This is a genomic window from Shewanella sp. 4t3-1-2LB (assembly GCF_017368415.1).
Lineage (GTDB): Bacteria > Pseudomonadota > Gammaproteobacteria > Enterobacterales > Shewanellaceae > Shewanella > Shewanella fodinae.
Map to the genome: position 1 here is coordinate 42,802 of NZ_JAFNJD010000017.1, position 26,927 is coordinate 69,728.

Sequence of the window (26,927 nt, forward strand, 5' to 3'; positions counted from 1 at the left end):
CTGAAGTAGGTGGACCAGCAAAAAGCCAGACACAAGGTCTGGCTTTGGTACTTATTATCACTGAGTTCCGTTACCAGATTTTCACGCGTTTATCTTCTGGTAAAAACTCTTTGTCAGTTGGCTTCAGATCAAATGCCTTGTAAAAACCTTCCACGTTACGTGGGGTTCCCATCGCCCGGTAATGGCTGGGTGAGTGCGGGTCAGTCAACAAACGGCGCACCAGCTCTTCGTCGCGATATTTACGGCGCCACACCTGAGACCAGCCGATAAAGAAACGCTGATCGCCGGTCAGACCATCCATCACGGGTGCTTCTTTGCCATTCAAGCTCAGATGATAGGAGCGTAAGGCCACGGTCAAACCGCCGAGGTCTCCGATGTTTTCCCCTAAGGTCAGCTCACCGTTGACATGTTTGCCAGGCAGTGGCTCAAAAGCGTTGTATTGCGCTGCCAGCGCCTGACCACGTTTCTGAAACTCTTCACGGTCTTTATCGGTCCACCAGTTACGCAGGTTCCCATTGCCATCGTATTTGGCGCCTTGGTCGTCAAAACCATGGCTGATCTCATGGCCAATAACAGCGCCAATCCCGCCGTAGTTGACCGCATCATCGGCATCCATATTGAAAAATGGCGGTTGCAGAATAGCTGCGGGGAACACAATCTCGTTACCCACTGGGCTGTAGTAAGCGTTTACCGTCTGCGGTGTCATATGCCATTCGGTGCGGTCCACGGGCTTACCGATTTTGTCCAGCATTTGCTGGGTCTCAAAATGGGCAGCACGTTGGTAGTTGCCTACCAGTTCATCGGCTTTGATCTCCAGCTTGCTATAGTCTTTCCACTTATCTGGATAACCAATTTTGTAGGTGAACTTAGACAGTTTTTCTTGGGCGGCTTTTTTCGTTGCGGGTGTCATCCACTCCAGTTCGTTGATGCTGACTTCAAACCCTTTGATCAGGTTGTGGATCATGCTTTCCATACGGACTTTCGCTTCAGGTTTGAAATTGCGGGCAACATACTCTTTACCCACTAGTTCGCCTATCACGTTATCAGCACCGTCAACGGCCTGTTTCCAACGCGGTTCTTGTTGTTCAATCCCCATCAGCGTCTTGCTGTGAAAGGCAAAGTGCAAATCGGCAAATTTTTTACTCAACAGTTCGGCGTAACTATCAACCAAGTGGAACGCCAAATAATCTTTCCATGCCGATACTGGGAATTTTTCAAACTCGGTCCCAAATTTCTCAAAGTAAGACGGCTGACGCACAATGATGTCGTTGGTCTTACCCGCCAAACCACTGCCTAAGACAAACGCCGCAAAATCAAACTTACCCGTCAGTTTCTGGATCTGCGCCACGGTCATCTTGTTGTAGGCTTTGTTGGCATCGCGTGATTCAACCCGGGTCCACTGGTTTTTGGCAATTGCCAGTTCGATATTGGCAACGTTCGCGGCGGCGTTGTCGGCATGGGCATAACCAGCAGCATGCAGCAAATCACGTACATACTTGCGCATAGCGTCACGGTTAGCACTGAACTTTGCGTCATCTTTCAGGTAGTAATCTCGATCCGGTAGCGTCAGTCCCGCCTGATAGAGATAAACCGCATACTGGCTAGAATTTTTAGCATCGTTGTTCACGTAAAATCCAAACGGAATACTGCTGCCAGAAGTGAGCAACTTGCCCATCACCCCGGCCACATCCGCATAACTGGAAATCGCAGCGACATCGGCTAATTGACCTTTCAATGGTGCGATACCCAGTTGCTCCACCTTGGCGGTATTCATGTAAGCGGTGTAGAAGTCACCGATTTTCTGCTCGGCACTGCCTTTGGCTTTATCTGGTTTAGCCGCGGCTTCTTCAACAATCTGTTTTAACGCGGCCTGACTTTTCTCATAGAGGACACTGAAAGCACCATAGTTGGATTTGTCAGCCGGGATCTTAGTGCGCTGCAGCCACTTACCGTTGACACTGTAATAGAGGTCATCTTGAAAGCGTACTTGTGGATCAAAGTTTTCCGTTTCAATGCCAGAAACTTTCTTCACTTCAACCTGTGTCTGCGCCACCGGTTGCGTTGGTTCACTGGCACAGGATGCCAATCCCAAGCTTAAGGCAATCCCCACTGCCAAAGTGCTTATTTTATTCATTGTGTTCCCGTTCTCCGGTAAAAAGTATAACAAGGATAGCAGCCTGACACCTTAGCATCGCCACTATCCGGTCTGTAGCCGATTTTTGTAAGGATCTATGAAACGGGCATCAGAAATTTTTGCCGATGAATAGATACATGGCCTGCTCCCCATCGTCACTGACACCGATGCCCAAAGCAGCAGGTCCGAGTGGCGTATAGGTGCCCAAATAGAGGCTGCCCGCATACACTAGATCATTCAGCGCCACATGCTCACCAACGCCCCAGACATTGCCCGCTTCGATACTGGCTCCCAGATAGAGGGGATAGTCTTTCATCCCCAAAGCATCACGTCCCAAGTCGTATTGGTAGATAAAGGCGCCAAACAGCTTCTGTGCACCGGCTAACGAGTCTTTGTGATAACCAGAAAGATTAAGGAAACCACCGAGATCAGACACATAAATAGTAAAGTTGTCATCGCCCGCTTTATCGACAGACGCATAGGAGGCTTTGCCAACAAAAGAGTGGCTGCGCACGCTGACAACCCCTTTCCAGTCAGCCTGGATCTGCAAGGAACGCTCCGGTCCAGAAACCAAGGCACCGTTGTATTTTTCATCACGCAAGAAAACATTCAAGGTCACGCGGTTCCCCGAAGTAGGGAAACTGATGTTGTCCAGTGAGTCATAACCCAACTTGAAATAGCCACCGTAAGTGGTGAAATCGATGTCACCCAGCATTACCGGACTAGACAGCCGACCGGACTCCGCCGTTAAGCCCAACTCCAAAATACCCTGAGGTAGATAGTTGTAACCAATCCCCAAATCTGCCCGATGGCTGCTGCGATCCAACTGGTAATACAGCACGTCAGAATTGAACACATCCCAGGTTTTTTCTTCATATTGATAGCGGGCACGGCTATAGGATTTCTGGTTAGCATCTAACGGCTGATAAAACTCTGTTGCCAGCAATTTCTCAAAGCCAAGCTTGAGCTCGTTACGCCATTCACCGCCATTTTCAGTCAAATCTGTCAGCGTCAGTGCCAAATCCAGAGTCACCGCCGAATTGGTTGAGAAATCGTCTTCCCAGTTAAAGCCCAACTGAACGTAATTCGGTCCCCAAGACTTAGCTTTAGTGGTGACGGTCAGGACCCGTCCTTCGTCGGTATCTTCAAATTCCGCACTCACTCGCTCAAATTTGTCCAATGAGTACAGCCGGTTGATAGCATCATCTAACTGCTGCTTATCAACTACATCACCCACTTTAATTCCCAGTACTTCCGTCAGCATTGAGTGACTGACTTTGGCATCATTGTGATACACAATCTGGGTCACTGGCCGTTGCACATTATCCAGCCATTTCCCGGAGATGGCTTTCTTATGTTGTACATAAGCCTGATATTCCGCCGCGGACATTTCCAGATGTTGCAGTTGTGGCAGCAACCGGCTCGCCGCGACTTCACCGGCCTTCAGCGCCTTTGGCATATCGGAAAAATCGGTAGTACTCAACAAATCAATATTCGGCCGGATCAGGACATCACGGTCAGTGAGTAACTGCTTTTGCCGCTCGGTGCTTGCTTGCGTCAGCATAGTGGATAACTGGTTTAGCACAGCTACGGCACCATTGAGCTGATCCTTTTTTACCAGTTCAGAGCCAATATCGACGGCAATGACAATATCGGCGCCCATGGATTTCACCACGTCCACCGGCATGTTGTTGGCAATACCACCGTCAACCAGAATTTTGCCATCAATCACCGCCGGTTGTAGCGCGCCTGGCACCGTGGCCGATGCTTGCATCGCCTGCACCAAACTGCCGCGACTGAGGATAACTGCGCGACTGGTTTCTAGATCGGTGGCGACCGCTCTGAACGGTATAGCTAAGTCGTTAAAACTGCTGTATTCCGGCACTAATCCGGTGGTATTCCGATACAGACGAGACATGCTTTGCCCGAGTAAGACGCCACTTGGAGCCTGCATTTCGCCATCGCGGATGCCGAGGTTAAGCGGAATATTGTACTGATCGCGGTTTTGTTTCTCGCGGTAAGCCAGTTGCTCACGGGGGATCAGATCAGAGTAACCGCTGGACCAGTTTTGCTTCATCATCAAAGCTTCGATCTCGTTGGCACTGTAGCCTAATGCGTACATGCCACCGACATAGGCGCCGATGCTGGTTCCTGCAACGTAATCTATGGGAATATGGTGCGCTTCGAGGACTTTCAGTACCCCGACGTGAGCGGCACCTTTGGCGCCGCCGCCACTCAATACTAGGCCGATTTTAGGACGATCAGCGGCGACAGCGCTAAAAATACAACTCAAAATGCAAAAGGCGATTAGGCGAAAAAGTGATGACATGTCGGCAAGAGTACTGTTCAGCAAATGACCGGCATATCTTAACAGAGATACCTTGCAAAAAAATCCACAAAGCGAGGACTTATGCTAAGTTCACTTGCAGAAATTGTTGCTCCAGCATCACCAGTGGTACCGGTCTGGCAAAGTAATAGCCCTGAATAACATAACAGCCACGACTAAATACTTGCTCCAACTGCGCCTTGGATTCGACGCCTTCGGCGACCACGCTGAGTTTCAAATTTCGAGCCAGCTCGATAATACTGCTGACAATTGCTTGGTCGGCGGTGTTAGAGGCGATATCCGTCAGAAAGGAGCGGTCAATTTTCAAGGCATTTACCTGGAAATTTCGCAGATAGGCCAAAGAGGAATATCCAGTACCGAAGTCATCAATGGCTACCTCAATGTGGTGTTGCCGTAGCTGCTGTAAATGCTGCTGCGCAATTTGCAGCTCCTTCATCAGCACCCCTTCGGTAATTTCCAGCGTCAAGCGCTGTGGCGGCATTCCGGTCTGCCGCAGCGTCTGCAACACAAAATCGATAAAGTCTGGTTGCCGGAAATGTACGGCGCTGACATTGATGGAGATACTGAAATTCTGGTGTTTCAACTGCTGGCACAAACGCGCGCCATCCATACACGCCCGCTGCATTACCCAACGATCAATATCAATAATCAAACCGCAACTTTCCGCCACCTTGATGAAGATATCAGGCGGGATAAAACCATCCTGTGGATGGCACCAACGTAGTAACGCTTCGGCACCAATACACTTATCGCCTTGCAAAACATCAAACTGCCCCTGATACCAGAGTTCAAATTCGTTGTTTTCAATGGCACGGCGTAAATCACCTTCCAAACGCATGTGATATAGCGCTTCGGCGTTACGCTCTCGGGAATAATACTGGAAATTACCACGGCCTTGATCTTTGGCGTGATACATCGCCTGATCAGCGTTTTTGATGAGATTTTCTGGTTGCTCGGTATCATCTGGCCAGATACTGATGCCAATACTGGTGGAGACAAAAAACTCTCGGCCATACAGCCTGAAAGGTCTGGCAATCTGTGATAACAATGCCTCACACAGGCGATTAATCAGGTCAACGTCGCCGGTATTGACCAAGATCACGAATTCATCACCACCGAAACGGCAAAGAATTTGCCCGTCATCCAACACAGATTGCAGACGGTTGGAGGCTTCCACCAGCAAGGCATCGCCCATACTGTGCCCATAGTAGTCATTCACTTGCTTAAAGCGGTCGAGATCGAGAAACAACAGCGCTAATTTGCTGTTATCCTTGCTGGCACGGGCAATGGCCTGCTCTAGGCGATTGGCAAATAGGCTGCGATTGGGTAATCCGGTTAGCACATCATAATTGGCCAGTTTACGCAGCTCGGCCTCTGACTGCTTTCTATCTGTAATATCAGAGAAAACAATAACATAATGTCTAATTTGCTGAAAACTATCCGTCATTGACGAGACATTCAGCCAAACTGGGAAACTATTGCGATTGCGGCTCTTCAACTCGCGCTCGCCAGTCCAGGAGCTACTTTGCTGCAGTAGCGGCGCAACGGTGGCGGGCAGCGAGTCACCAGAGGACATCACCTCGCCAATTTTCTTCCCCGCCATCTCCTGACGGCTGATCCCTACCAGCTTTTCTGCGGCATGGTTTGCCACCTCGATGAACTCATTAGCATCAAGGATCAGCACCCCTTCAGAGGTATTTTCAAACGCTCTTGCCAGCAGGCTGACTTCACTCTCCAGACGTTTTGCCGTTGACACTTCGCTATAAATACCAGCCACTTTCAGCACTGCACCGGTATCCGGTTCCCAACTTATCGGCCGTCCTCTGACTTTAATCCAGCCCCAGCGGCCATTTTGCCGCAGGTAACGATATTCCGCATCAAAGCTATCGGCCTTGCCCTCGAGCAATTGCTGCCACTGCTGTTCCACCCGCGGGCGATCGTCCGGGTGTATAGGAAAACCACCAAAACGGATAGTGAGCTGCTCACTATCCATACCAAGCACATTGCCGTGATTATCGAGGTAAAAGCTGTTATCTTGCCGATGCCACTCCCACAGGTCAGAATCACTGCCACGCAACGACTGCCGCAACCGCTCATCACTCTCTTTAAGTGCTTGGTTTACTTGACGAAAACGTGATACTTGTCGGTGGCGATAGATAATAACGCCACTCAACGCTGCCAGTAATGACAGCAGCCACAACGCCTTGAACCAACGGGTTTCCCACCAATGGATCTGCACCTCAAACGGGAACACGACCGGTGTATCATTCCAAACGCCGTTAATCCGCCCGAGTACTTCCAGCTTGTAGTCACCACCGTCCAAACCAGCCAAATTGATTTGCGACTGGTTTTCCAGCAACACGTAGTTGCCAGGTTGGTGATGGCCCGGTTCACTTAATCGGTACTTGATACTGGTGGCAGCTTCGCCGAGGAAGTTACTGTTGGATAATTGAAAACTGATGAGCTTGGCCCCCGGCGCAATCTGCATGTTTGGATGTGGCACTATGCTCACCTGGGTGCGGTTATCGTAATAAACCGATACTGACTCCATGACCACGCCGACATCCGCTATGCGGTTTTTCATACTGGGCACATCAAGCAACATCACCCCTTCCGGGGTACCGACATACAGACCGCGAGAAGCGTCATAATAGAACGCTCCCTCGTTGAGTTCCTGCGCTATCAAACCATCCGTAGCGCCTATCACCAGCAGTTCTCCACTCTGTTTTTGCTGTCGGATAATTTTTTTCGGGCAACCTACTATGCGGAAATCCTGGGTATCGGTAACGAAATACACCCCATCACAATCCACTTGCCAAGCCTGATCAAGGCTGCGAATTTCTGACGTGTTGAGGTTGAATTCCAACATTCCCTTGCTGCGGGTGCCAATCCAGAAATGCTCATCATCTATCTGCAGGATCTGATTCACCATAGTGGTTTTCAGGACGTCATTATCGTGCCCCTCCACCTGTTGAAAGCCACCGTCTGCATTGAAATAGCCCAGGAATTTATTACCGCCGACCCACAAACGGTGTTGCTTATCGCGGTAGAGGCCAAATACGATGAGGCGCTTCTGCGTAGTGGCAATATCTGGCAGAGGCACCGGTTCCACCTTTCCCCCCTGCACCCAGTGATATAGTCCATGATTAGTGGCAAACCACCACTGCGCGCCTTCATGGAGCACATTAAAAATAGTCTTGTGGTTCAAGGCGCCATCGGGTTGCTCAGGCGTAAACAAACGATGACCTCGTTTGGCTTCTTTATCAAACACAAACAAACCGTTGGTAGTGGACAGCAACCACTGTTCAGGGCTAATAGCATCAATGTGGTAGATGCTGTCGCTGGGTTCGAGCCCTTCAAGCACAAATCTGTCAGCGGCCTTAGTCTGTAGATTGATACGGAATATCCCACCGTTACTGCCAAGCCATAAATACTGTTTATCTGCCGCAACAGACCAAACGGTATCTATGTCCACTGCCGCATTATTAGTGATGCTATCCAGCAAAAAGGCCGGCTTTTCGGCAAGGATTGCTAGAGGGTTACCCGTCCCGGACACCCACAACAATCCGTGGCTATCAATCAGTATTTTGTTGGGGCTGTCGATCCCCGCCCGTTGTTTTAGCTGATCTTTGTAGGAAACGATACGCTGTTCCTGCGGGTAATATTTCAACAAGCCACCACGGATCACCACCCACAGATTGCCATTGCTGTCTTCAGACACCATGCGACACAAAAATGGGATCTGTGGTACTACCGATAGGTGCAGCGAATCCAGATTGAGTCGGTATAAGCCGTCCTGTCCAGAAATCCACACGCGCTGATGACTGTCCTGATACAAACTGTAATAGCTGCCAGAATTGGCGTTCCACAACTCGTCTTGTATGACTTGCCCTTGTTGGTCATAGAGTGCTAAATGGTGAACACTGCCCAACAATAAGCGGCCATCCTTTAGCAACAACAGACGATTCCAGCGACCATCGTCACTGTCAGGTAACATGAATAACGCTTGCAACTGGGACCCATCACGGGACAACCGCCAGAGCTTGCCCTCAGCCGAAAGCAACAACAGATTGCCATCAGGCAGTACAACAGTGGCCGTCAGCGAGCCACCGTCAAACTCAGGAAATAACTGCGGGCTACCAAAGCGATGGAAAGCGTTTTCGCTGATGTCATAAAGGTAGGCATTATGCTCAGTCACTGCTAGCAGATGCTGGTGATCCAGCTTAGTCACCGAGACAAAGAATTCTTCATCCAGACGGGATTGAGTCTCCTCGTTGTCCACCCGTCGAACCACATTGTTACTAACGCGGTACAGTCCTTCCTCAGTTGCCAACCACACAAAACCATAGTCATCGGTGGCCATATCATGGATAGCCGAGTTCCCCAGACCGTCTCTGGCAGTGAACACTCGTTGTACCAACTCACTGGCGGTGGCGAAGGCGCTCAACAGCAACCAACTACACAGGCATACCACTATTGTTAAAGCTTGTTTGTTCATTCCAGACAACTGCGGAAGTACTGATAAAGATCAAGCGAGGATTGCAACGATACCATATAAATACATTTTATTTACAAATGCAGCGGATACTTTTTTGCTAAGTGCCGATAGATAAGAGCCCGGCTTTTTGCCGGGCTCTTAATTTCAAACAGCAGCAACCGCGGTACTCATTACTTCTTCTTTGTCGCCTTAGGATTTGGCAAATCAGTGATAGAACCTTCGTACATTTCTGCCGCCAATCCTACCGATTCATGCAATGTTGGGTGCGCATGGATAGTCAGTGCGATATCTTCCGCGTCACAGCCCATCTCCACCGCCAAACCGATTTCGCCGAGCAGTTCACCCGCATTAACCCCCACCAGCGCGCCACCAATGATACGGTGAGTTTCTTTATCGAAAATCAACTTGGTCATACCGTCGCTGGCTTCGGAGGCAATCGCACGGCCACTGGCGGCCCAAGGGAATACTGCCGTTTCGTAGGCAATCCCTTGCTCTTTCGCCTGTTTTTCAGTCAAACCAACCCAAGCCACTTCTGGATCGGTGTAGGCGATAGATGGGATCACTTTCGGGTCAAAGAAGTGTTTCAGACCAGAGATCACTTCTGCTGCCACGTGCCCTTCATGCACCCCTTTGTGCGCCAACATTGGCTGACCAACGATGTCACCCACAGCGAAGATATGTGGCACATTGGTACGCATCTGCTTGTCGACGTTGATAAAACCACGTTCATCGATCTTCACGCCCGCTTTGTCAGCATCGATCAGCTTACCGTTAGGGGTACGGCCAATCGCCACCAGCACCGCGTCATAACGCACTGGCTCTGCTGGCGCAGATTTACCTTCCATGGTGACGTAAATGCCATCTTTCTTGGCTTCAACGGCTGTCACCTTGGTTTCCAGCATCAGCTTGAACTTCTTACTGATCTGCTTGGTGAAGTTCTTCACAATGTCTTTGTCAGCAGCAGGAATGACCTGATCAAACATTTCCACCACTTCAATATCACTGCCCAGCGCCGAGTACACGGTACCCATTTCCAGACCGATAATCCCACCGCCCATCACCAGCAATTTACCGGGCACTTCTTTCAACGCCAGCGCGTCAGTAGAGTCCCAAATGCGCGGATCTTCATGGGGAATAAAAGGCAATTGGATCGGACGGCTACCGGCAGCAATAATGGCATTATCAAAATTCACGGTAGTCTTACTGCCATCTTCCGCGGTCACTTCGAGGCTGTTAGGGCCGGTAAATTTACCGAACCCATTCACGACCTTTACTTTACGCATTTTCGACATACCGCCCAGACCGCCTGTTAGCTGGCCAATTACTTTGTCTTTGAATGCACGCAGCTTATCAAGGTCGAGCTGTGGTTCACCAAAAGTGACACCGTTAACCGCCATGTGTTTGGCTTCTTCGATCACTTTTGCCACATGCAGCAAGGCTTTAGAAGGGATACAACCCACATTCAGGCACACACCGCCAAGAGTGCTGTAACGTTCAACAATCACTGTTTCCAGACCCAGATCCGCTGCACGGAAAGCGGCTGAATAGCCTGCGGGGCCGGCACCTAATACCACAACCTGTGTTTTGATTTCGTTACTCATTTTTTCCTCTGATTTGTTTCAGTCCGTCGGGACGGCCAGCCCAACCTTGGAGCCTTCAGCCACTATAGCGTCTTGAAAGTGGCTGCATTTTAACCTTTACATGACCGTGATCACAATAAAACATAAGGCTGACCCGAACGGTCAGCCTCAGTGATTACATAATTAAGGTCCGAATGTCAGACAGATAGCTAGACAGCGTCACGCTAAATCGAGCGGCCAATGCACCATCAATCACCCGGTGGTCATAGGACAGTGACAGCGGGCACATCAGTCGTGGCACAAATTCCTTACCGTTCCATTTGGGCTTGAACTCAGACTTAGACACGCCGAGGATTGCCACATCCGGGTAATTAACGATTGGCGTAAATGCCGTACCGCCAATGCCGCCTAAACTGGAGATAGTGAAACAGCTGCCCTGCATATCCGCCGCTTTTAACTTGCCATCACGGGCTTTGGCAGAGATCTCCGCCAGTTCCTGACTCAATTCCACAATGCCTTTTTTGTCCACATCACGGAATACCGGCACCACCAGACCATTAGGCGTATCAACCGCCACCCCTATGTGGTAATACTGTTTCTGGATCAGCGATTCACCATCCGGACTCAAGCTAGAGTTAAAAGTCGGGAAATCCTGCAAGGTTTTTGCCACGGCCTTCATCATAAACACCAGCGGTGTGAACTTGATATTCTGCTTTTTCTTGGCAGCCAGTTCATTTTGCTGTTTACGGAAGTTTTCCAGTTCAGTGATATCCGCTTCGTCAAATTGCGTCACATGCGGAATCGTCACCCAGTTACGATGCAGATTAGGGCCGGAGATTTTTTGAATGCGCGTCAGTGGCACTTCCACCACGTCACCAAACTTGCTGAAATCCACTTTCGGCGCATCAATCACTTGCAAGCCATTACCGCCCACGGCTGTGGCAGCAGAGGCTTTTGGCCGTGACAATTCATAACGCACGTAAGCTTGCACATCTTCTTTCTGGATCCGGCCTTTGCGACCAGAGCCTTTCACCTGCGATAAGTCAACACCGAACTCCCGGGCCAGACGGCGCACGGACGGCGACGCGAACACCACGCCAGTGGTTGGCTGCACACCAGCACTGGGGTGATAAGGCACGGGCGGACGGTTCGGCTGCGCGGCAGCCGCTGGTTCGGCAACGGGAGCTTCGACCTGCGGTGCTGGCGCCGATACTGCGACAGCCGCGCCTTTCACTTCCACCTTGGCAATCACACTGCCTTCAGAGACTTTATCACCAACTTTCACGATAAGTTCAGTGACTTTACCAGCAACCGGTGCCGGTACTTCCATCGTGGCTTTATCGCTTTCCAGGGTAATCAAGCCCTGGTCCACGCTAATTTCATCACCCACATTCACCAACAGTTCAATCACATCGACATCGGTAGAGCCGCCGATATCCGGCACTTTAATCTCCTGCACCGATGCCACGGCCGGTGTGGCTGCGGCAGGGGCTGATGGCGTGGCTGCAACAGTTGTTGCTGCAGCTTGGGTTGCAGCGGCTGTGCCAGCAACTTCCAACAACAGGATCAATGAGCCTTCAGAAACCTTATCACCCACCTTGATTTTGAGCGACTTCACCACGCCAGCCTGGGGCGCAGGCACATCCATAGTGGCTTTGTCAGTTTCCAGTGTGATCAGGCCAGCATCGGCGTCAATATGGTCGCCTTCTTGCACCAGCACTTCAATCACATCCACATCTTTGGCATCACCAATATCAGGTACAGTCACCTCAATCACCTGACTGCCGCTAGCAGCGGCATTGGCAACGGGTGCCGCCGTTGTGGCAGGTTTGGCTGTTGACTCATCGGTTTTAGGCGCTTCGGTTTTAGATGCTGGCGCTTTTGGCGCTTCAGTTTTGGCTGCCTGTGGTGCGGCGGCTTCCCCTTCTGCGGCCAACAACGCAATCAGCGTACCTTCAGACACCTTGTCACCGACTGCCACTTTCAGTTCTTTCAGAACCCCGGCAAATGGTGCCGGGATATCCATAGTGGCCTTATCACTTTCGACCGTAATGATGGCATCTTCAGCCGCGAGGCTATCGCCTACACTGGCGCAGATCTCAATCACCTGCACCTCATCACCGCCGATATCGGGTACCAGTACTTCTTTTAAATCTGCCATTCTGTATCCCTCTTACGCGAACAGTGGATTGATCTTGTCGGCGTCAATACCGTACTCGGCAATGGCTTTCGTCAGCACATCGACTGGTAATTCACCGCGATCTACCAAGGATTTCAGTGCGGCAATCACAATGTAAGTAGCATCGACTTCAAAGTGATGACGCAGGTTGGCGCGGCTATCGCTGCGACCAAAACCATCGGTACCCAGCACCTTGTAATCTGTTGGCACGTAGGCGCGTAACTGTTCGCCATAAAGTTTCATGTAATCGCTGGCGGCAATTGCCGGAGCATCTTTGCCAAGCACGGTAGCAACGTATGGCACTTTCGGTGTTTCAGTTGGATGCAGCATATTCCAGCGTTCGCAATCCTGACCATCACGCGCCAGTTCGTTAAAGCTGGTCACACTGAACACATCCGCACTGACGCCATAATCTTTCGCCAGTGCCTGGGCAGCTTTACGCACCTGTTCCAGAATAGTGCCGCAGCCCATCAGCTGTACTTTGCCTTTGCCAGAGCCGGCGACGCTTTCCAGTTTATAGATACCTTTGACAATCCCATCTTCTACGCCAGCAGGCATTTCTGGCTGTACGTAGTTTTCGTTCATGGTGGTCAAGTAGTAGAAGATATCTTCCTGATTTTCACCGTACATGCGGCGGATACCATCCTGCACGATAACCGCAATTTCATAACCGTATGTCGGGTCATAGCTGATACAGCTTGGAATGGTGTTCGCCAGTATATGGCTGTGACCATCCTGATGCTGCAGGCCTTCACCATTCAACGTGGTGCGGCCAGAAGTCCCGCCCACCAAGAAACCACGGGCCCGCAAATCACCAGCCGCCCATGCCAGATCGCCAATACGCTGGAAACCAAACATGGAGTAGTAAATATAGAACGGGATCATTGGGGTGTCGTTTACGGAGTAGCTAGTTGCCGCAGATACCCAAGATGCCATGGCACCGAGTTCGTTGATCCCTTCCTGCAATACTTGACCGGATTTGTCTTCACGGTAATAGGCCACCTGATCTTTATCCTGTGGCACGTATTTCTGCCCTTCATGAGCATAAATACCGACTTGGCGGAACAGACCTTCCATACCGAAGGTACGGGCTTCGTCGGGAATGATCGGCACAATGCTCTTGCCAATGCCTTTATCTTTCAGCAGTGCGGTCAACACTCGCACAAACGCCATAGTGGTGGAGATTTCACGGCCGTTGGAGCCGCCAAGAACGGCGTCAAAAATCTTCAGGGACGGAATATCCAGCTCTTCACTAAATTTCTGGCGACGAGATGGCAGATAGCCACCCAAAGCCTCACGACGTGCCTTGAGATATTTCACTTCTTCAGAATCTGGCCCTGGATGATAGAAAGGGACTTCATCCAGTTTGTCATCGGGGATTGGGATATTGAAACGGTCGCGGAAGTAACGGATAGACTCTACGTCCATCTTCTTCACATTATGCGCAATGTTTTTACCTTCCCCGGCATCACCTAGCCCGTAACCTTTAACGGTTTTAGCAAGGATCACCGTTGGGCGGCCTTTAGTGTTTTTGGCATGCTGCAATGCCGCGTAGATTTTCACCGGATCGTGACCGCCACGGTTCAAACGCCAGATATCATCGTCTGACATGTTCGCAACCATTTCGGCCGTTTCTGGATATTTGCCGAAGAAATGTTCACGAGTCCAGGCGCCACCTTTGGCTTTACAGTTCTGGTATTCACCATCGACGGTTTCTTCCATCAACTGCAGCAGTTTGCCGCTGGTATCACGGGCTAACAACGGATCCCAGTAGCGCCCCCAGATCACCTTGACCACTTCCCAGCCTGCGCCGCGGAATTCACCTTCCAGTTCCTGGATAATCTTGCCGTTACCACGCACAGGACCGTCCAGACGCTGCAGGTTACAGTTGATAATAAACACCAGATTGTCCAGTTCCTCGCGGGCAGCCAGACCGATAGCCCCCAAGGCTTCCGGCTCGTCCACTTCCCCATCGCCAAGGAAGCAATATACGGTTTGTTCGGAACAATCTTTAATGCCGCGATCGGTTAAATACTTAAGGAACCGCGCCTGATAAATTGCCTGGATCGGCCCCAAGCCCATCGAAACGGTTGGGAACTGCCAGTAGTTAGGCATCAGTTTCGGATGCGGGTAAGAAGACAAACCTTTGCCATCCACTTCCTGACGGAAGTTCGCCAGTTGTTCTTCGGTCAGACGGCCTTCGAGGAAGGAGCGTGAGTAGATCCCCGGTGCAATGTGTCCCTGGAAGTACACCAAGTCGCCGCCATCCTTATCATTCGGGGCGCGGAAGAAATGGTTAAAGCACACATCATAGATAGTGGCACTGGACGCAAAGCTGGAAATATGACCACCAAGCTCCAGATCCTTTTTTGAACCATGAATCACCATCGCCAGCGCGTTCCAGCGAACGATGGCACGGATACGACGTTCCAGTCCCTGATCGCCTGGCATTTGCGGTTCTTGGCCTGCGGGAATGGTGTTTACATAGGCGGTGGTGGCAGAGTACGGCAAATATGTGCCGTTACGCCGCGCCTTCTCGATCAGCTTCTCCAGCAGGAAATGTGCCCGCTCCGGACCTTCCTGCTCCAACACGGCTTGCAGGGCATCCAGCCACTCCTGAGTCTCTAATGGATCCAAGTCTTGTAGCATATTTTCAGACATGACACTGTCCTTATCTATACATGATAAAAAAAGTAATGATTACGGTGTCCACGGCGCCCAAAACGCCTAGACTACACACCGCTTTTCATACGGCGTAGGCTGCGCTGCAACCGACTGTCTTCTTCCCTTACCGACAGCATGACTTCCTCTATATAGCTCAAGTGGTCGTTGGATGCTTCACGTGCGGCTTCAGGATCGCGACGAACGATAGCGGCAAGCAAGGCTCGCCGGTGCTCGTTAGCCTTATGGGTGGCTTCTTCGCGTCGGCTCAGAAGCTCAAGGTTTTCGGCCACATTTTTATGCAGCACAGAAGTTAAACTCAGTACCAAATGTAGCATCGCCATATTATGCGAGGCTTCCGCTACGGTCCGGTAAAAATCGACGATGGCACTCGCCTGCTCGATTATCCCGGTTGATTTTTCTACCCTCATGATACAGTCTTGCAAATTCTGCATGTCGGTATCAGTGCCACGCAATGCGGCAAAGTAGGCCATCATGCCCTCAGTGGCATGACGGAACTCCAGCAAGTCATACTGGCTTTCACGGTCATTCTGCATTAGCTCCACAATGGGATCGGCCATGCTCTGCCACAACTGTTGTTTGACATAAGTGCCACCGCCTTGACGGCGTAACAACAAGCCTTTGGCTTCAAGCTTCTGAATAGCTTCTCTGAGGGATGGACGAGATACTTCGAACTGCAACGCCAGTTCACGTTCTGGAGGGAGTTTTTGACCAGGCTTCAAGCTGCCTTCAAGAATCATCTGCTCCAGTTGATTCATGATAACGTCAGATATTTTTGGCTGACTGATTTTGCTATAAGCCATGATGGCGCTCAGCTCCATTTTGTAAATTGGTCTTACCAATTCGTCCAGGTGAGCGCACTTTAACAAATCACATTTTCAATGTCCAGACAGTGATCTGTGTCAACTAAACCCACAATGTGTGAGCAAACCCTAAATAACAAGGGTTTGGGCTCCGACCACTAGCCAAAAGTCTAATAGCCGCGGCCTAAGATTTTTTGTCTTTCACACCCAATTGAGCGGTTGTCCAACACTGAGAATGCCAGTCACCTGACCAAACCAAAAATCGTCAGCAACGACAATATCGTCAACAACAACACAAAATTACGTTTACTCAATGTCAGCAGCGCAATGGTGGAACGCACACATACGGGCGCCTCACTTGCTTCTGGCATCTCCTCCGCCGCCACTGCAACGTCAGTGATAATTTTGCGTGGCCGACTGCGCCAATCCAGCGCCAATTCACGCCAACGCCCGAAACTGGCCGAGAACTGACCGCTAAACACATAGCCTAACGCGACCAGTCTTACCGGCAGCCAATCCAGTACATAGAGCAGGCCAGGTAGCAACGGCCACTGCAACCCCTGCCGTTTTCGCTCTTCTGCGAAGAATCGTACGGTACAGTAAAACACCACACCAACTGGTCCAAACACTATCAGGAACAGGGCTACCGCGGCGTAATAACGGTAGTTGATCCAAGCAGCCATCTGCCCTACCCGAGCGCCTAATTCCTTTTCACTGACCGCATCTAGGCAATCGGTGCAATCCAGCTCACGGGCATACAGAAAACAGGCCTCTACGTCACCACGACAAGCGGCCTGCATATAGCGTTTAAACACCGCCCGCTGGCGTTGATGCGAAAAACAAACCGTGGCCAAAATTACCCAGATGATCAGTGTCGGCAAACCCAAAAACTGGTCACGGATCACCCATAACACTACCGCTAACGACACCGCTGGAAACAACAGCGCCAACAGCATGCCACCAGAGGATTGCAGCAGATTGCTAGTAAAAAAATGCCGCTGATACCAGCGCAGGCCATTGTCCAATTGCAGCGCGTCAGGCAACAACTTAAGCCGCTCAATGATAATTGCGACCAACAGGGAAAACAGTGCCATGTGTCTCTCCAGATCCGTTTGCGAAGCACTCACGGCCTATCAGCAATCTGCTGTCAGGCGAATATGGCATATCGAGCGCGTGAATACAGCCAAAAAACTGCTGACACCTGCTAGAGTGCCGTTAAATATCGTTGCCAGTCAAACCCTTCCCCCGGATCTGTCTTGCGCCCGGGAGCAATATCACTGTGGCCCACAATGCGCTCTTTGACAATCTTAGGATAACAAGTCATCAAACTGCGACTAAGCAGCTGCAGTTGTTGATATTGCGCATCGGCAAAGCCAGAGGTATCAGTGCCTTCCAGTTCAATGCCGACAGCAAAATCATTACACCCCGTCCGCCCTTCAAAGCTGGAAACGCCAGCATGCCAGGCACGCTCATTACAAGACACAAACTGCACCAGTTCGCCATCACGGCGGATCAAAAAATGCGCCGACACCGCCAGCCCTTGTAAATCAGCAAAACTGGCATCAGCATCACAATCCAGCGTGCCCAAAAATAACTGCTCAATATAAGGCAGTCCAAAACACCCTGCTGGCAAGCTGATATTGTGGATAACCAACAAACTCACTTCCCGCTGCGGCCGAGCATTATAGTGCGGTGATGGACTTTTTCTGGCGGGTCGATACCAGCCCTCAAACCAATCTTTATCCAAAGAGAATGTCCTGTATCTGTCCCATATCAATAAGTTAGCTTATATTCTGTTGCCAGCAGTATATACCAGCGCGCCGACGGCAGCGAGTCAGATGTAAGGCGCTGTCAGTTAACGCGACTAGCTGAAATCCGTGACCTTAATATGCTACGCTTGTCGCCATTATCGGTTAGTCATTTGCAGGATATTTCCCATGTTGGAAAACGATATTCGCGTCAGTGTCAAAGCAGCACTTGATGAAGACCTCGGCCATCTCAGCCCCAGCGAAGGTGACATCACTGCCCAGTTAATTCCCGCACAACAATATGGCGAAGCGGTGCTTATCACCCGCGAGGAAGGGGTGTTCTGCGGCAAAGCCTGGGCCGAGCAAGTGTTTAAACAGTTGGGCGGTGAAGTGGTATTGCACTGGCATGTGGACGATGGCGACTTGCTGCTGCCCAATCAAAAACTTTGCGACTTGTCAGGCCCCGCCAGAACCTTGCTGACTGGTGAGCGCACTGCCATGAATTTTATCCAGACGCTCTCTGGTGTCGCTTCACTGACCAAAATCTACAGCGACAAACTGGCGGGCAGCCACTGCCAGTTGCTAGATACCCGTAAAACCCTGCCCGGGCTGCGCACTGCGCAAAAGTATGCTGTCACCTGTGGTGGCGGCAAAAATCACCGCATCGGTCTGTTTGATGCCTTTTTAATTAAAGAGAACCACATCATGGCCTGTGGTGGCATTGCCAAAGCCATCCACAACGCCAGGGCATTACACCCAGATAAACCCGTAGAGGTTGAAGTGGAAAACCTTGAGGAACTGCAACAGGCGCTGCAAGCTCAAGCGGATATTGTCATGCTGGATAATTTCAATGTCAGTGACATGCTGACCGCAGTGGCGCTGAACCGGCAGCACCTGGCACAGCACGGTAAAGCCGCCAAACTTGAAGTCTCTGGCAACGTCACCCTGGAAACCCTCGCCACCATCGCCAGCACTGGCGTGGATTATATCTCTGTCGGTGCACTGACTAAGCATGTCCGCGCCCTGGATCTCTCCATGCGCTTTAAAGCACAGGTGTAGTCAGCCTCGCCTCAAAATTAACATTTTATAAACATAATTTTTTTGACACCTGAACAACCCTTGACACTCTTGAGGTAACTGCCAAATTAACGGCAGTTACCACGCTGTAACATGGCTCACAAGCAACAGAAAATTCATTAAAAACCCCTAAAATATCTGATTTAGCCATTTTCATTCGTTTCACAATGTACTAACTTTTAGCTGTGGCGAAACAGCCGTTATGGCCTACAGCCCAAGCAAGAAGATCCTTCCGGTAAATTGCAGGCGGTTTTTAGTGTTAAGGCATTTTAACATTAATAAAACAACTTCCCGGAGTTCTTCAAAAAGGTGGGGCTGTAACTTAGCCCTTATTTAACGGCGCAGAATTAATCGCCAACGTGACACTCAACAACACATTTTTGCTGTTGCAGGCAGTCACAGTGTTTAGCCAAAACGGTTACTTGCCAAAAGGTTACCTGTTAGCACGCTAGCAAAGCTCAGTAATCAATGTTCATCAATCTGAGTTTACTGGTAAATTAGCAGCAGGTAGTCCAGTATAGCGAGCACCTGCTAGTGAAAGGGATTGTGCGGCAATAATGCGCCCCTTTGACTAAACTAATTAAAGGTCTCGTCATTGACGGTAACAACGGTACGCGAGTATCAGTATGAGGTTAAGCAACGGGGATGGGGTACGGTGTTTCGAGGGAAAGGGCCAGAGTTAACAGCTCTAAACCTTAAATTGTTGGACGTGTTGTCTGGCGTGAGCGGCCACAATACCAACGGACCCCGTAAGACACCCACTGTGATGTCGCATCGGTATTTAACGGAGAGAGCTATGAAAGGTATGAAACGCAACACTAAAGGCTTCACCCTGATCGAGTTGATGATCGTGATTGCTATCATTGGTATTCTGGCCGCTATCGCGCTACCGGCCTACCAGACATATACCAAAAAAGCAAAATTTTCAGAAGTAGTAATGGCTGTGGATGGCATAAAATCCCAAGTTGATGTATGCGTTCAAACCAAAGGTTTAGCGGCAAGTAGTACAGCCGCAGCTATTAATGCTGCTTGTAAGGATGAAATTAATCTGTCCGGTGCAGATAACGGAACTCATGTTGCAAGTGTAACATTTACTGATGCAGGTGTGACTGGTACAGGTAATACAACAACTGTTGATGGTAAAACTTATATTTTAGTTCCAACCGGAGGCGCGACTGCCGGAACCGTAACTTGGGCAGTTGCTTCAACTTCAACCTGTTTAGCAGCTGGTCTGTGTAGTTCAAATTAATCTGAAATGCCTACAACTGGCCTCCATTTAGGATTATCGACGCTGTTTATCCGTAAGGGTCTGCTGGATGAAAGTAGACTCGCGGAGGCCATCGCCCAATCCCGCAAGCATAAACAGTCGCTGGTCACCACCTTGGTGGCCAGTAAACTGTTATCGGCCCGCACTATTGCCGAGCTCTGTTATGAGGAATACGGCACTCCGTTGCTGGATTTAGCGGAATTTGATGTTGCCAGCATTCCGGAAGAGTTTTTAAACCGTAAACTGATTGATAAACATCGCTGCTTACCGCTGTTTAAACGCGGTAACCGTTTGTATATTGCCACCTCAGACCCCACCAATATTGCCGCCCTAGAAGAGTTCCAGTTCAGCGCTGGCTTACATGCCGAAGCGATTCTGGTGGAAGAAGATAAACTCGCCAAAGCGCTCGACAAGGTGCTGGAAGAGGATATAAGCGCACTGGATCTCAGTGGTATTGATGAAAATGCGCTCGCGGGGATTGAAGTTACCGATACCGATAAGCACCAAGAAGACACTGCAGAAAGTGCTGATGATGCGCCAATTGTTATCTATATCAACAAGATTCTTACCGATGCCATCCGCAAAGGCGCATCGGATTTACATTTTGAGCCGTACGAGAAACGCTACCGCATCCGGTTTCGTATCGATGGTATCTTACACGAGGTCTCCGAACCGCCGATTAATCTGGCCGCTAGGATCTCTGCCCGCTTAAAGGTGATGTCGAAACTGGATATTGCCGAGCGGCGCGTGCCGCAAGATGGCCGTATCAAAATGAAGCTATCGCGCAACAAGAGCATCGATTTTCGTGTTAGCACCCTGCCCACGCTCTGGGGTGAGAAGATTGTAATGCGTATTCTCGACTCCTCTTCGGCCCAGTTGGGGATTGAGAAACTCGGTTATGAAGAGGACCAAAAACAGGCCTATCTGGAGATGCTATCGCGGCCACAAGGAATGATTCTGGTCACTGGCCCCACCGGTTCCGGTAAAACCGTATCGCTGTATACCGGGCTCAATATCCTCAATACCGAAGAGCGCAATATCTCTACCGCCGAAGACCCGGTAGAAATTAACCTGGAAGGGGTCAACCAGGTTCATATCAACATTAAAGCCGGGCTGACTTTTGCCTCGGCACTGCGCTCTTTTTTGCGTCAGGACCCAGACGTGGTCATGGTGGGGGAAATCCGCGACCTGGAAACCGCCGAAATCGCCATTAAAGCGGCGCAGACCGGGCACTTGGTGCTATCTACGCTGCATACCAATTCAGCCGCCGAAACCCTTACCCGCTTACTCAATATGGGGGTGCCTGGCTATAACATCGCCAGCTCCGTGAATCTAATTATTGCGCAGCGGCTGGCGCGGCGTTTATGCGTCGAGTGTCGTCAAGCAGAAGAGATCCCCGAACACGAACTGTTAAAGCTAGGTTTCAGCCAGGAACAGATAGCCAAAGGCTTTACCGTGTATAAGCCCTGTGGCTGCGAGCACTGCTCCGGCGGCTACAAAGGCCGAGTCGGTATCTATGAAGTGATGAAGATGTCCGACGAAATTGCCCGTATTATTATGGAAGGCGGCAACTCGTTGCAGATTGCCAGAATGGCAAAAGAGCAAGGTATGCGTGATTTACGCCAGTCCGGCTTATTAAAAGTGCTAGAAGGCATCACCAGTATTGCCGAAGTTAACCGCGTAACCAGTTACTAACGGGTTAGCGCTGAACTAGAATAAAAACAACACATCCACAGGCGCCAAGGAAACTTTTTTATGGCTACAGCAACCGCTACCCGGAAGTCCGCCAAAAAGCAGCAAACAAACAAAGCGCCTACCATCTATACCTTTCAGTGGAAGGGAGTAAACCGCGAGGGCAAGAAGACCAGCGGTGAACTGCGTGGTGCCACTGCCATTGAGATCAGAAGTCAATTAAAAAACCAGGGAATTATTGCTAAATCCGTCAGTAAAAAATCCAACGGTCTATTCAGCAACGAAAATAAAAAAATTAAACCGATGGATATCGCGGTGGTCACCCGCCAGATTGCCACTATGCTATCTGCTGGCGTGCCCTTGGTTACCACCATTGATCTGGTGGGCCGTGGACATGAAAAACCCAAGATGCGCACCTTGCTCGGCACTATTTTGGCGGATGTGCAGTCCGGGATTCCGTTATCGGAGGCGTTGCGACCGCACCGAGTCTATTTTGACGACCTGTATGTCGATTTGGTGGCGGCGGGGGAACATTCGGGGGCTCTCGATATTGTGTTTGATCGTATCGCCACTTACAAAGAAAAATCGGAAGCACTGAAATCCAAAATTAAAAAAGCCATGTTTTATCCGGCGGCGGTGGTGGTCGTGGCCGTAGCGGTTACCGCATTACTTTTGTTATTTGTAGTGCCACAGTTTGAAAGTATTTTCGCAAGTTTTGGCGCTGAGTTACCCGCCTTTACCCAATTAATTATTAATATTTCTCGGGGGTTACAGAGTTCCTGGTACTTTTTCCTAGTGGGTATTATTGTGGCTATCTGGTCATTTGTCAGAGCCCATCGTAACTCGCAAAAGTTCCGCGACAAAATTGATGAAGCGATGCTGAAAATCCCCTTGATTGGTCAGATTCTGCATAAAGGTGCTATGGCACGTTTTGCCCGCACACTGGCCACCACCTTTGCCGCCGGGGTGCCTTTGATTGAAGGCTTGGAATCAGCCTCAGGCGCTTCCGGCAATGCGGTGTACCGCAAAGCGCTGTTGAATGTTCGTAGCGAGGTGATGGCGGGGATGCAGATGAATGTGGCCATGCGCACCACCAAGTTATTCCCTGATATGTTGATCCAGATGGTGATGATCGGTGAAGAATCCGGTTCATTAGATGATATGCTCAACAAGATTGCCAACATCTATGAGATGCAGGTGGATGATGCGGTAGATGGCTTATCCAGCCTGATAGAGCCCATTATGATGGTGGTGATTGGCGGCTTAGTGGGTAGCTTGATTATTGGCATGTACCTGCCAATCTTCCAGTTAGGTAATGTCGTAGGCTAAAAAATTCGTCTGGGGCGGCGTTGTGTTATATGCAAACTTGTCGCCCCTTAATAACTCGCTATACTGGCTTTTCAGATTTTTCATCAAATTACAGTAACCTAGCATCATGTCAGAGTTTATCACCATCATGAGCCAGCACCCCTGGCTGTTTACTGGCTTAGCCTTTGTGTTTGCCGCCGTGATTGGCAGTTTTATCAACGTGGTGATCTACCGTCTGCCGGTAATGCTAAAACGGGAATGGCAGCAAGAATGCGAAAGCTACCTTGAAGAATATCAACCAGCAGCATTTAAGTTACTGACAGATAAAAAGCTGCTGCAGCCCATTGATAAGCTGCCCGCCAAATTCAACTTAATCGTGCCCGGCTCTGCCTGCCCTAAATGCCATGCCGCCATCAAACCTTGGCATAACCTGCCTATCATTGGCTGGCTGTGGCTACGCGGCAAGTGTGCTGAGTGCCAGCAACCGATATCCGGCCGTTATCCGCTGTTTGAATTGCTGGCGGCGATACTGGTCGCCAGCCTCGCCTGGCACTTTGGTCCCACTTGGCAATTTGCCTTATCGGCACTACTGACCTTTGCGCTGATAGCCCTTGCCGGCATCGACATTGATGAAATGCTACTGCCGGATCAGCTCACCTTACCCTTCCTGTGGCTGGGTTTGGCAGTTAATAGTGTGGGCCTGTTTGTGCCGTTAACCGATGCAGTAATTGGGGCGATTGCCGGTTATCTCAGCCTCTGGTCAGTGTTCTGGCTATTTAAGTTATTGACGGGCAAGGAAGGCATGGGCTACGGTGACTTTAAATTGTTGGCGTTGTTTGGCGCCTGGCTTGGCTGGCAAATGCTGCCATTGATTATTCTGCTGTCATCGTTAGTAGGCGCAGTGCTCGGCCTGTCGCTGATGTTGTTTAAAGGTATGCAGCGCAACAACCCCATCCCATTTGGACCCTATATTGCGATTGCCGGTTGGGTCGCACTGCTGTGGGGGCCAACTATTGTTTCCTGGTACCTGCGGAGCCTGTAAATGTCCGATTATATTGTAGGTCTCACCGGTGGCATCGGTAGCGGCAAAACCACTGTTGCCAACCTGTTTGCCGAATTAGGTGTGGCCATCATTGATGCGGACGTTATTGCACGGGAGGTGGTGGCACCAGGTTCAGCAGGGCTGCAACAGATAATTGAGCACTTCGGCACAGAGATGTTAAATGCCGATGGCACCCTTAACCGCGCTAAATTGCGGGAAACCGTATTTTCTGCCGCCGAAGAGCGGCGCTGGCTCAATCAATTGCTGCACCCGATGATCCGCCAACGCATGCTAGCGCAGGCACAGGCCGCAACATCACCTTATGCCATTATGGTAGTGCCACTATTGTTCGAAAATGGACTCGAATGTCTTGTAAATCACACTTTAGTGATAGATATTGGTAAAGATACACAAATCTGGCGAACTATTGACCGTGATCATGTATCGAAAACGCAAGTTATTAACATCATTGACAGCCAAATCAGCCGCGAACAACGGTTGGCCAAGGCCGATGATGTGATTAACAACGAAGGAGATGTTGAATCGCTGAAGTCTCAGATTCTGGCTCTGCATAATAACTATTTAAAGCAATCAGAAAAAGCCCAGTAATCCCATGAATGAACTTGTATTTGAACAACCGTTAAATGAGAAAGTACGCAATTATTTGCGTCTGGAGCATCTTGCTCGCCAACTTGACACTCATCTGCATGAAGACCATCAGCATCGCTGTTTCTTCCCGCTTTTTTCGCTCTGCGAACTGTCAGAACGGTGCGATTTTCGCAATGAATTGCTGAAGGATGTCGACAAACTATTAGTACAATTTGATGGTTCCACCGCCCAGCAGCAAATGAGTAGTCATCAGCAGACTTTCTTTTTAGAACAGTTGGCGATTGCCAAAGATGAGTTACAAAAGCCAGATCGTCCTGGGGTACAACTTAAGCAAAATCGCTTTATTGCCGCAGTGCGTCAGAAACTCAACCTCACCGCAGCCTGTTGTAATTTCGACCTGCCTCAGTTGCATTTCTGGCTGGCAAAACCGTGGGCGGAGCGCCAGCAAGAGTACCAGCAATGGGTGGAGCATTTTCACTGCTTATTACATCCCATCAGTATACTGCTACAACTCACACGTATGAGCAGCGACTACCAGCAAGCGGTTGCCCACGCGGGTTTTTATCATGACAGTAGCCCCAATAATTTGTCGTTAGTCAGGGTTAAACTTAATCCTGACGATGGCTGCTACCCAACGATCAGTGGTCATAGAAACCGCTTTGCGATCCATTTTGTACAGTTCGAACAACAGAAGCATTCACAGCAAACAGTAAAATTCCTGCTGGCGACCTGCAGCTGAAATCATTACCATGGCGCAGTAGATTTTCCGCAACCTCAAGGCGCGTGACTTATGCCAACTGTTGTAAAATGCCCAACCTGTCAGAAACCGGTGGAATGGACTGCAGCATCAACTTTCAGACCGTTCTGCAGCGAGCGCTGTAAACTTATTGACTTAGGCGAATGGGCGTCTGAAAAATATGCCATTCCGGTAAAATCGGAAATCGACCCGCAATTACTTGATGAACTCGGCTATGATGAAGACGAGTTTTTCAAAGATCCAACCAATAATTAGTGTAGTTATGACAGCTAATAAACGTGTTCATGTCGCTGTAGGCGTCATTATTCGTGACCAGCAAATTTTGTTGGCTAAACGTCACGGCCATCTGCATCAAGGCGGGAAATGGGAATTTCCCGGTGGTAAAGTTGAAGCAGGTGAAGATACCGCTACCGCCCTTAATCGCGAGTTACAGGAAGAAGTGGGATTAACCGTGACACAATGCGCCCCCTTTATGCAGCTTTCCTACGATTACCCCGATAAACAAGTATTTCTGGATATCATGACAGTAACCGAATTTAGCGGTGAGGCGGCCGGTATTGAAGGACAGCAAATTGCTTGGGTAGATATTGCAGCACTGCCCCAATATCAGTTTCCCGATGCCAATATGCCAATACTGACCAAAATCCTTAAAGAGTTGCGCTGAATAAATAGCCAAGGGCTAATCGCCATTCGTGCATTCCGACTTAACTCAGTGAAACATACGACTAAAAACAAAAAGCCCCAGCATCAGCTAGGGCTCTTTGTTTTATTTGGTGCCTGGCGATGACCTACTCTCACATGGGGAGACCCCACACTACCATCGGCGCGATTGTGTTTCACTTCTGAGTTCGGGATGGGATCAGGTGGTACCACAATGCTATTGTCACCAGGCGAAACCTGTTACTGTCATTGACAGCTAATCTGGTGCTGATACCCAGAATCGAACTGGGGACCTCATCCTTACCAAGGATGCGCTCTACCGACTGAGCCATATCAGCAAGAAACCAGCGGTTTAATCGTCTTACACTTATCTGCGACTAAACATGTTTAACTATTGCTTTTGCGAAGACGCAAAAACTAAATAGGCGCTTGGCGATGACCTACTCTCACATGGGGAGACCCCACACTACCATCGGCGCGATTGTGTTTCACTTCTGAGTTCGGGATGGAGTCAGGTGGTACCACAATGCTATTGTCACCAAGC

At 50.0% G+C, this 26,927-nt stretch carries 18 protein-coding genes, 1 tRNA gene and 2 rRNA genes; 9 read left to right on the forward strand and 12 right to left on the reverse strand.

Going from position 1 to position 26,927, the window contains the following annotated elements; all coding sequences use genetic code 11:
• Positions 1 to 70: 70 nt before the first annotated feature.
• From J3L11_RS08275 to ampD, 9 genes are all read right to left on the reverse strand, one after another.
• Entirely contained in the window at positions 71 to 2,134 is a 2,064-nt protein-coding gene (locus tag J3L11_RS08275) for a M13-type metalloendopeptidase (protein ID WP_207570708.1), read from the reverse strand.
• Between the two features lie 109 nt (positions 2,135 to 2,243).
• On the reverse strand, positions 2,244 to 4,463 hold the full coding sequence (locus J3L11_RS08280; protein WP_189618462.1) for a patatin-like phospholipase family protein: 2,220 nt from the start codon (positions 4,461 to 4,463) through the stop codon (positions 2,244 to 2,246).
• A gap of 79 nt (positions 4,464 to 4,542) precedes the next feature.
• Positions 4,543 to 8,979 carry an EAL domain-containing protein gene (locus J3L11_RS08285; RefSeq protein WP_207570709.1) on the reverse strand — a complete coding sequence of 1,479 codons (4,437 nt, stop codon included), beginning with the start codon at positions 8,977 to 8,979 and terminating at the stop codon, positions 4,543 to 4,545.
• A 170-nt stretch (positions 8,980 to 9,149) separates the two neighbouring features.
• Positions 9,150 to 10,580: a dihydrolipoyl dehydrogenase gene (gene lpdA, locus J3L11_RS08290; protein ID WP_189618402.1), complete on the reverse strand. Its 1,431-nt coding sequence runs from the start codon at positions 10,578 to 10,580 to the stop codon at positions 9,150 to 9,152.
• A gap of 154 nt (positions 10,581 to 10,734) precedes the next feature.
• Positions 10,735 to 12,720, reverse strand: coding sequence for a dihydrolipoyllysine-residue acetyltransferase (aceF, locus tag J3L11_RS08295; protein ID WP_207570710.1), 1,986 nt, complete (start codon positions 12,718 to 12,720; stop codon positions 10,735 to 10,737).
• 12 nt (positions 12,721 to 12,732) lie between these two features.
• A complete protein-coding gene (aceE, locus tag J3L11_RS08300) occupies positions 12,733 to 15,399 on the reverse strand; it encodes a pyruvate dehydrogenase (acetyl-transferring), homodimeric type (protein WP_133037502.1) in 2,667 nt (888 codons plus the stop codon).
• 71 nt (positions 15,400 to 15,470) lie between these two features.
• Entirely contained in the window at positions 15,471 to 16,223 is a 753-nt protein-coding gene (gene pdhR, locus J3L11_RS08305) for a pyruvate dehydrogenase complex transcriptional repressor PdhR (protein ID WP_133037503.1), read from the reverse strand.
• 242 nt (positions 16,224 to 16,465) lie between these two features.
• Positions 16,466 to 17,317, reverse strand: a complete 852-nt coding sequence (gene ampE, locus J3L11_RS08310) for a beta-lactamase regulator AmpE (protein WP_207570711.1) — start codon at positions 17,315 to 17,317, stop codon at positions 16,466 to 16,468.
• A gap of 110 nt (positions 17,318 to 17,427) precedes the next feature.
• On the reverse strand, positions 17,428 to 17,970 hold the full coding sequence (gene ampD, locus J3L11_RS08315) for a 1,6-anhydro-N-acetylmuramyl-L-alanine amidase AmpD (RefSeq protein WP_207570712.1): 543 nt from the start codon (positions 17,968 to 17,970) through the stop codon (positions 17,428 to 17,430).
• Between the two features lie 190 nt (positions 17,971 to 18,160).
• Between ampD and nadC the strand changes: the two genes are divergently transcribed.
• From nadC to mutT, 9 genes are all read left to right on the forward strand, one after another.
• Entirely contained in the window at positions 18,161 to 19,030 is an 870-nt protein-coding gene (nadC, locus tag J3L11_RS08320) for a carboxylating nicotinate-nucleotide diphosphorylase (RefSeq protein ID WP_207570713.1), read from the forward strand.
• Between the two features lie 814 nt (positions 19,031 to 19,844).
• A complete protein-coding gene (locus tag J3L11_RS08325) occupies positions 19,845 to 20,297 on the forward strand; it encodes a prepilin-type N-terminal cleavage/methylation domain-containing protein (RefSeq protein ID WP_278250725.1) in 453 nt (150 codons plus the stop codon).
• 6 nt (positions 20,298 to 20,303) lie between these two features.
• Entirely contained in the window at positions 20,304 to 22,010 is a 1,707-nt protein-coding gene (pilB, locus tag J3L11_RS08330; protein ID WP_207570714.1) for a type IV-A pilus assembly ATPase PilB, read from the forward strand.
• Between the two features lie 60 nt (positions 22,011 to 22,070).
• Complete coding sequence (locus tag J3L11_RS08335; protein ID WP_207570715.1) at positions 22,071 to 23,336, forward strand: type II secretion system F family protein; 1,266 nt, start codon at positions 22,071 to 22,073, stop codon at positions 23,334 to 23,336.
• Positions 23,337 to 23,442: 106 nt separating this feature from the next.
• Positions 23,443 to 24,357, forward strand: a complete 915-nt coding sequence (locus J3L11_RS08340; protein WP_207570716.1) for an A24 family peptidase — start codon at positions 23,443 to 23,445, stop codon at positions 24,355 to 24,357.
• Positions 24,358 to 24,966: a dephospho-CoA kinase gene (gene coaE, locus J3L11_RS08345; protein WP_207570717.1), complete on the forward strand. Its 609-nt coding sequence runs from the start codon at positions 24,358 to 24,360 to the stop codon at positions 24,964 to 24,966. It begins immediately after the preceding gene.
• A gap of 4 nt (positions 24,967 to 24,970) precedes the next feature.
• Entirely contained in the window at positions 24,971 to 25,705 is a 735-nt protein-coding gene (gene zapD, locus J3L11_RS08350; RefSeq protein ID WP_207570718.1) for a cell division protein ZapD, read from the forward strand.
• A gap of 51 nt (positions 25,706 to 25,756) precedes the next feature.
• The gene (yacG, locus tag J3L11_RS08355) at positions 25,757 to 25,978 is read left to right on the forward strand and encodes a DNA gyrase inhibitor YacG (protein ID WP_207570719.1); all 222 of its coding nucleotides are present in this window, start codon (positions 25,757 to 25,759) and stop codon (positions 25,976 to 25,978) included.
• A gap of 7 nt (positions 25,979 to 25,985) precedes the next feature.
• On the forward strand, positions 25,986 to 26,387 hold the full coding sequence (gene mutT, locus J3L11_RS08360) for an 8-oxo-dGTP diphosphatase MutT (protein ID WP_207570720.1): 402 nt from the start codon (positions 25,986 to 25,988) through the stop codon (positions 26,385 to 26,387).
• Positions 26,388 to 26,498: 111 nt separating this feature from the next.
• On the opposite strand, the gene rrf (J3L11_RS08365) is transcribed toward mutT, so the two are convergent.
• From rrf (J3L11_RS08365) to rrf (J3L11_RS08375), 3 genes are all read right to left on the reverse strand, one after another.
• A 5S ribosomal RNA gene (gene rrf, locus J3L11_RS08365) occupies positions 26,499 to 26,614 on the reverse strand.
• 31 nt (positions 26,615 to 26,645) lie between these two features.
• Positions 26,646 to 26,721 (reverse strand) — tRNA-Thr (locus tag J3L11_RS08370).
• Positions 26,722 to 26,810: 89 nt separating this feature from the next.
• Positions 26,811 to 26,926: ribosomal RNA gene (gene rrf / locus J3L11_RS08375) — 5S ribosomal RNA — on the reverse strand.
• Between the last annotated feature and the right edge of the window lies 1 nt (position 26,927).

Excerpts from the sequence above, each read along its gene's own strand:
- J3L11_RS08275 (WP_207570708.1), bottom strand. The coding sequence starts at position 2,134 with ATGAATAAAATAAGCACTTTGGCAGTGGGGATTGCCTTAAGCTTGGGA.
- J3L11_RS08280 (WP_189618462.1), bottom strand. The coding sequence starts at position 4,463 with ATGTCATCACTTTTTCGCCTAATCGCCTTTTGCATTTTGAGTTGTATT.
- J3L11_RS08285 (WP_207570709.1), bottom strand. The coding sequence starts at position 8,979 with ATGAACAAACAAGCTTTAACAATAGTGGTATGCCTGTGTAGTTGGTTG.
- lpdA (WP_189618402.1), bottom strand. The coding sequence starts at position 10,580 with ATGAGTAACGAAATCAAAACACAGGTTGTGGTATTAGGTGCCGGCCCC.
- aceF (WP_207570710.1), bottom strand. The coding sequence starts at position 12,720 with ATGGCAGATTTAAAAGAAGTACTGGTACCCGATATCGGCGGTGATGAG.
- aceE (WP_133037502.1), bottom strand. The coding sequence starts at position 15,399 with ATGTCTGAAAATATGCTACAAGACTTGGATCCATTAGAGACTCAGGAG.
- pdhR (WP_133037503.1), bottom strand. The coding sequence starts at position 16,223 with ATGGCTTATAGCAAAATCAGTCAGCCAAAAATATCTGACGTTATCATG.
- ampE (WP_207570711.1), bottom strand. The coding sequence starts at position 17,317 with ATGGCACTGTTTTCCCTGTTGGTCGCAATTATCATTGAGCGGCTTAAG.
- nadC (WP_207570713.1), top strand. The coding sequence starts at position 18,161 with ATGTTGGAAAACGATATTCGCGTCAGTGTCAAAGCAGCACTTGATGAA.
- J3L11_RS08325 (WP_278250725.1), top strand. The coding sequence starts at position 19,845 with ATGAAAGGTATGAAACGCAACACTAAAGGCTTCACCCTGATCGAGTTG.
- pilB (WP_207570714.1), top strand. The coding sequence starts at position 20,304 with ATGCCTACAACTGGCCTCCATTTAGGATTATCGACGCTGTTTATCCGT.
- J3L11_RS08335 (WP_207570715.1), top strand. The coding sequence starts at position 22,071 with ATGGCTACAGCAACCGCTACCCGGAAGTCCGCCAAAAAGCAGCAAACA.
- J3L11_RS08340 (WP_207570716.1), top strand. The coding sequence starts at position 23,443 with ATGTCAGAGTTTATCACCATCATGAGCCAGCACCCCTGGCTGTTTACT.
- coaE (WP_207570717.1), top strand. The coding sequence starts at position 24,358 with ATGTCCGATTATATTGTAGGTCTCACCGGTGGCATCGGTAGCGGCAAA.
- zapD (WP_207570718.1), top strand. The coding sequence starts at position 24,971 with ATGAATGAACTTGTATTTGAACAACCGTTAAATGAGAAAGTACGCAAT.
- yacG (WP_207570719.1), top strand. The coding sequence starts at position 25,757 with ATGCCAACTGTTGTAAAATGCCCAACCTGTCAGAAACCGGTGGAATGG.
- mutT (WP_207570720.1), top strand. The coding sequence starts at position 25,986 with ATGACAGCTAATAAACGTGTTCATGTCGCTGTAGGCGTCATTATTCGT.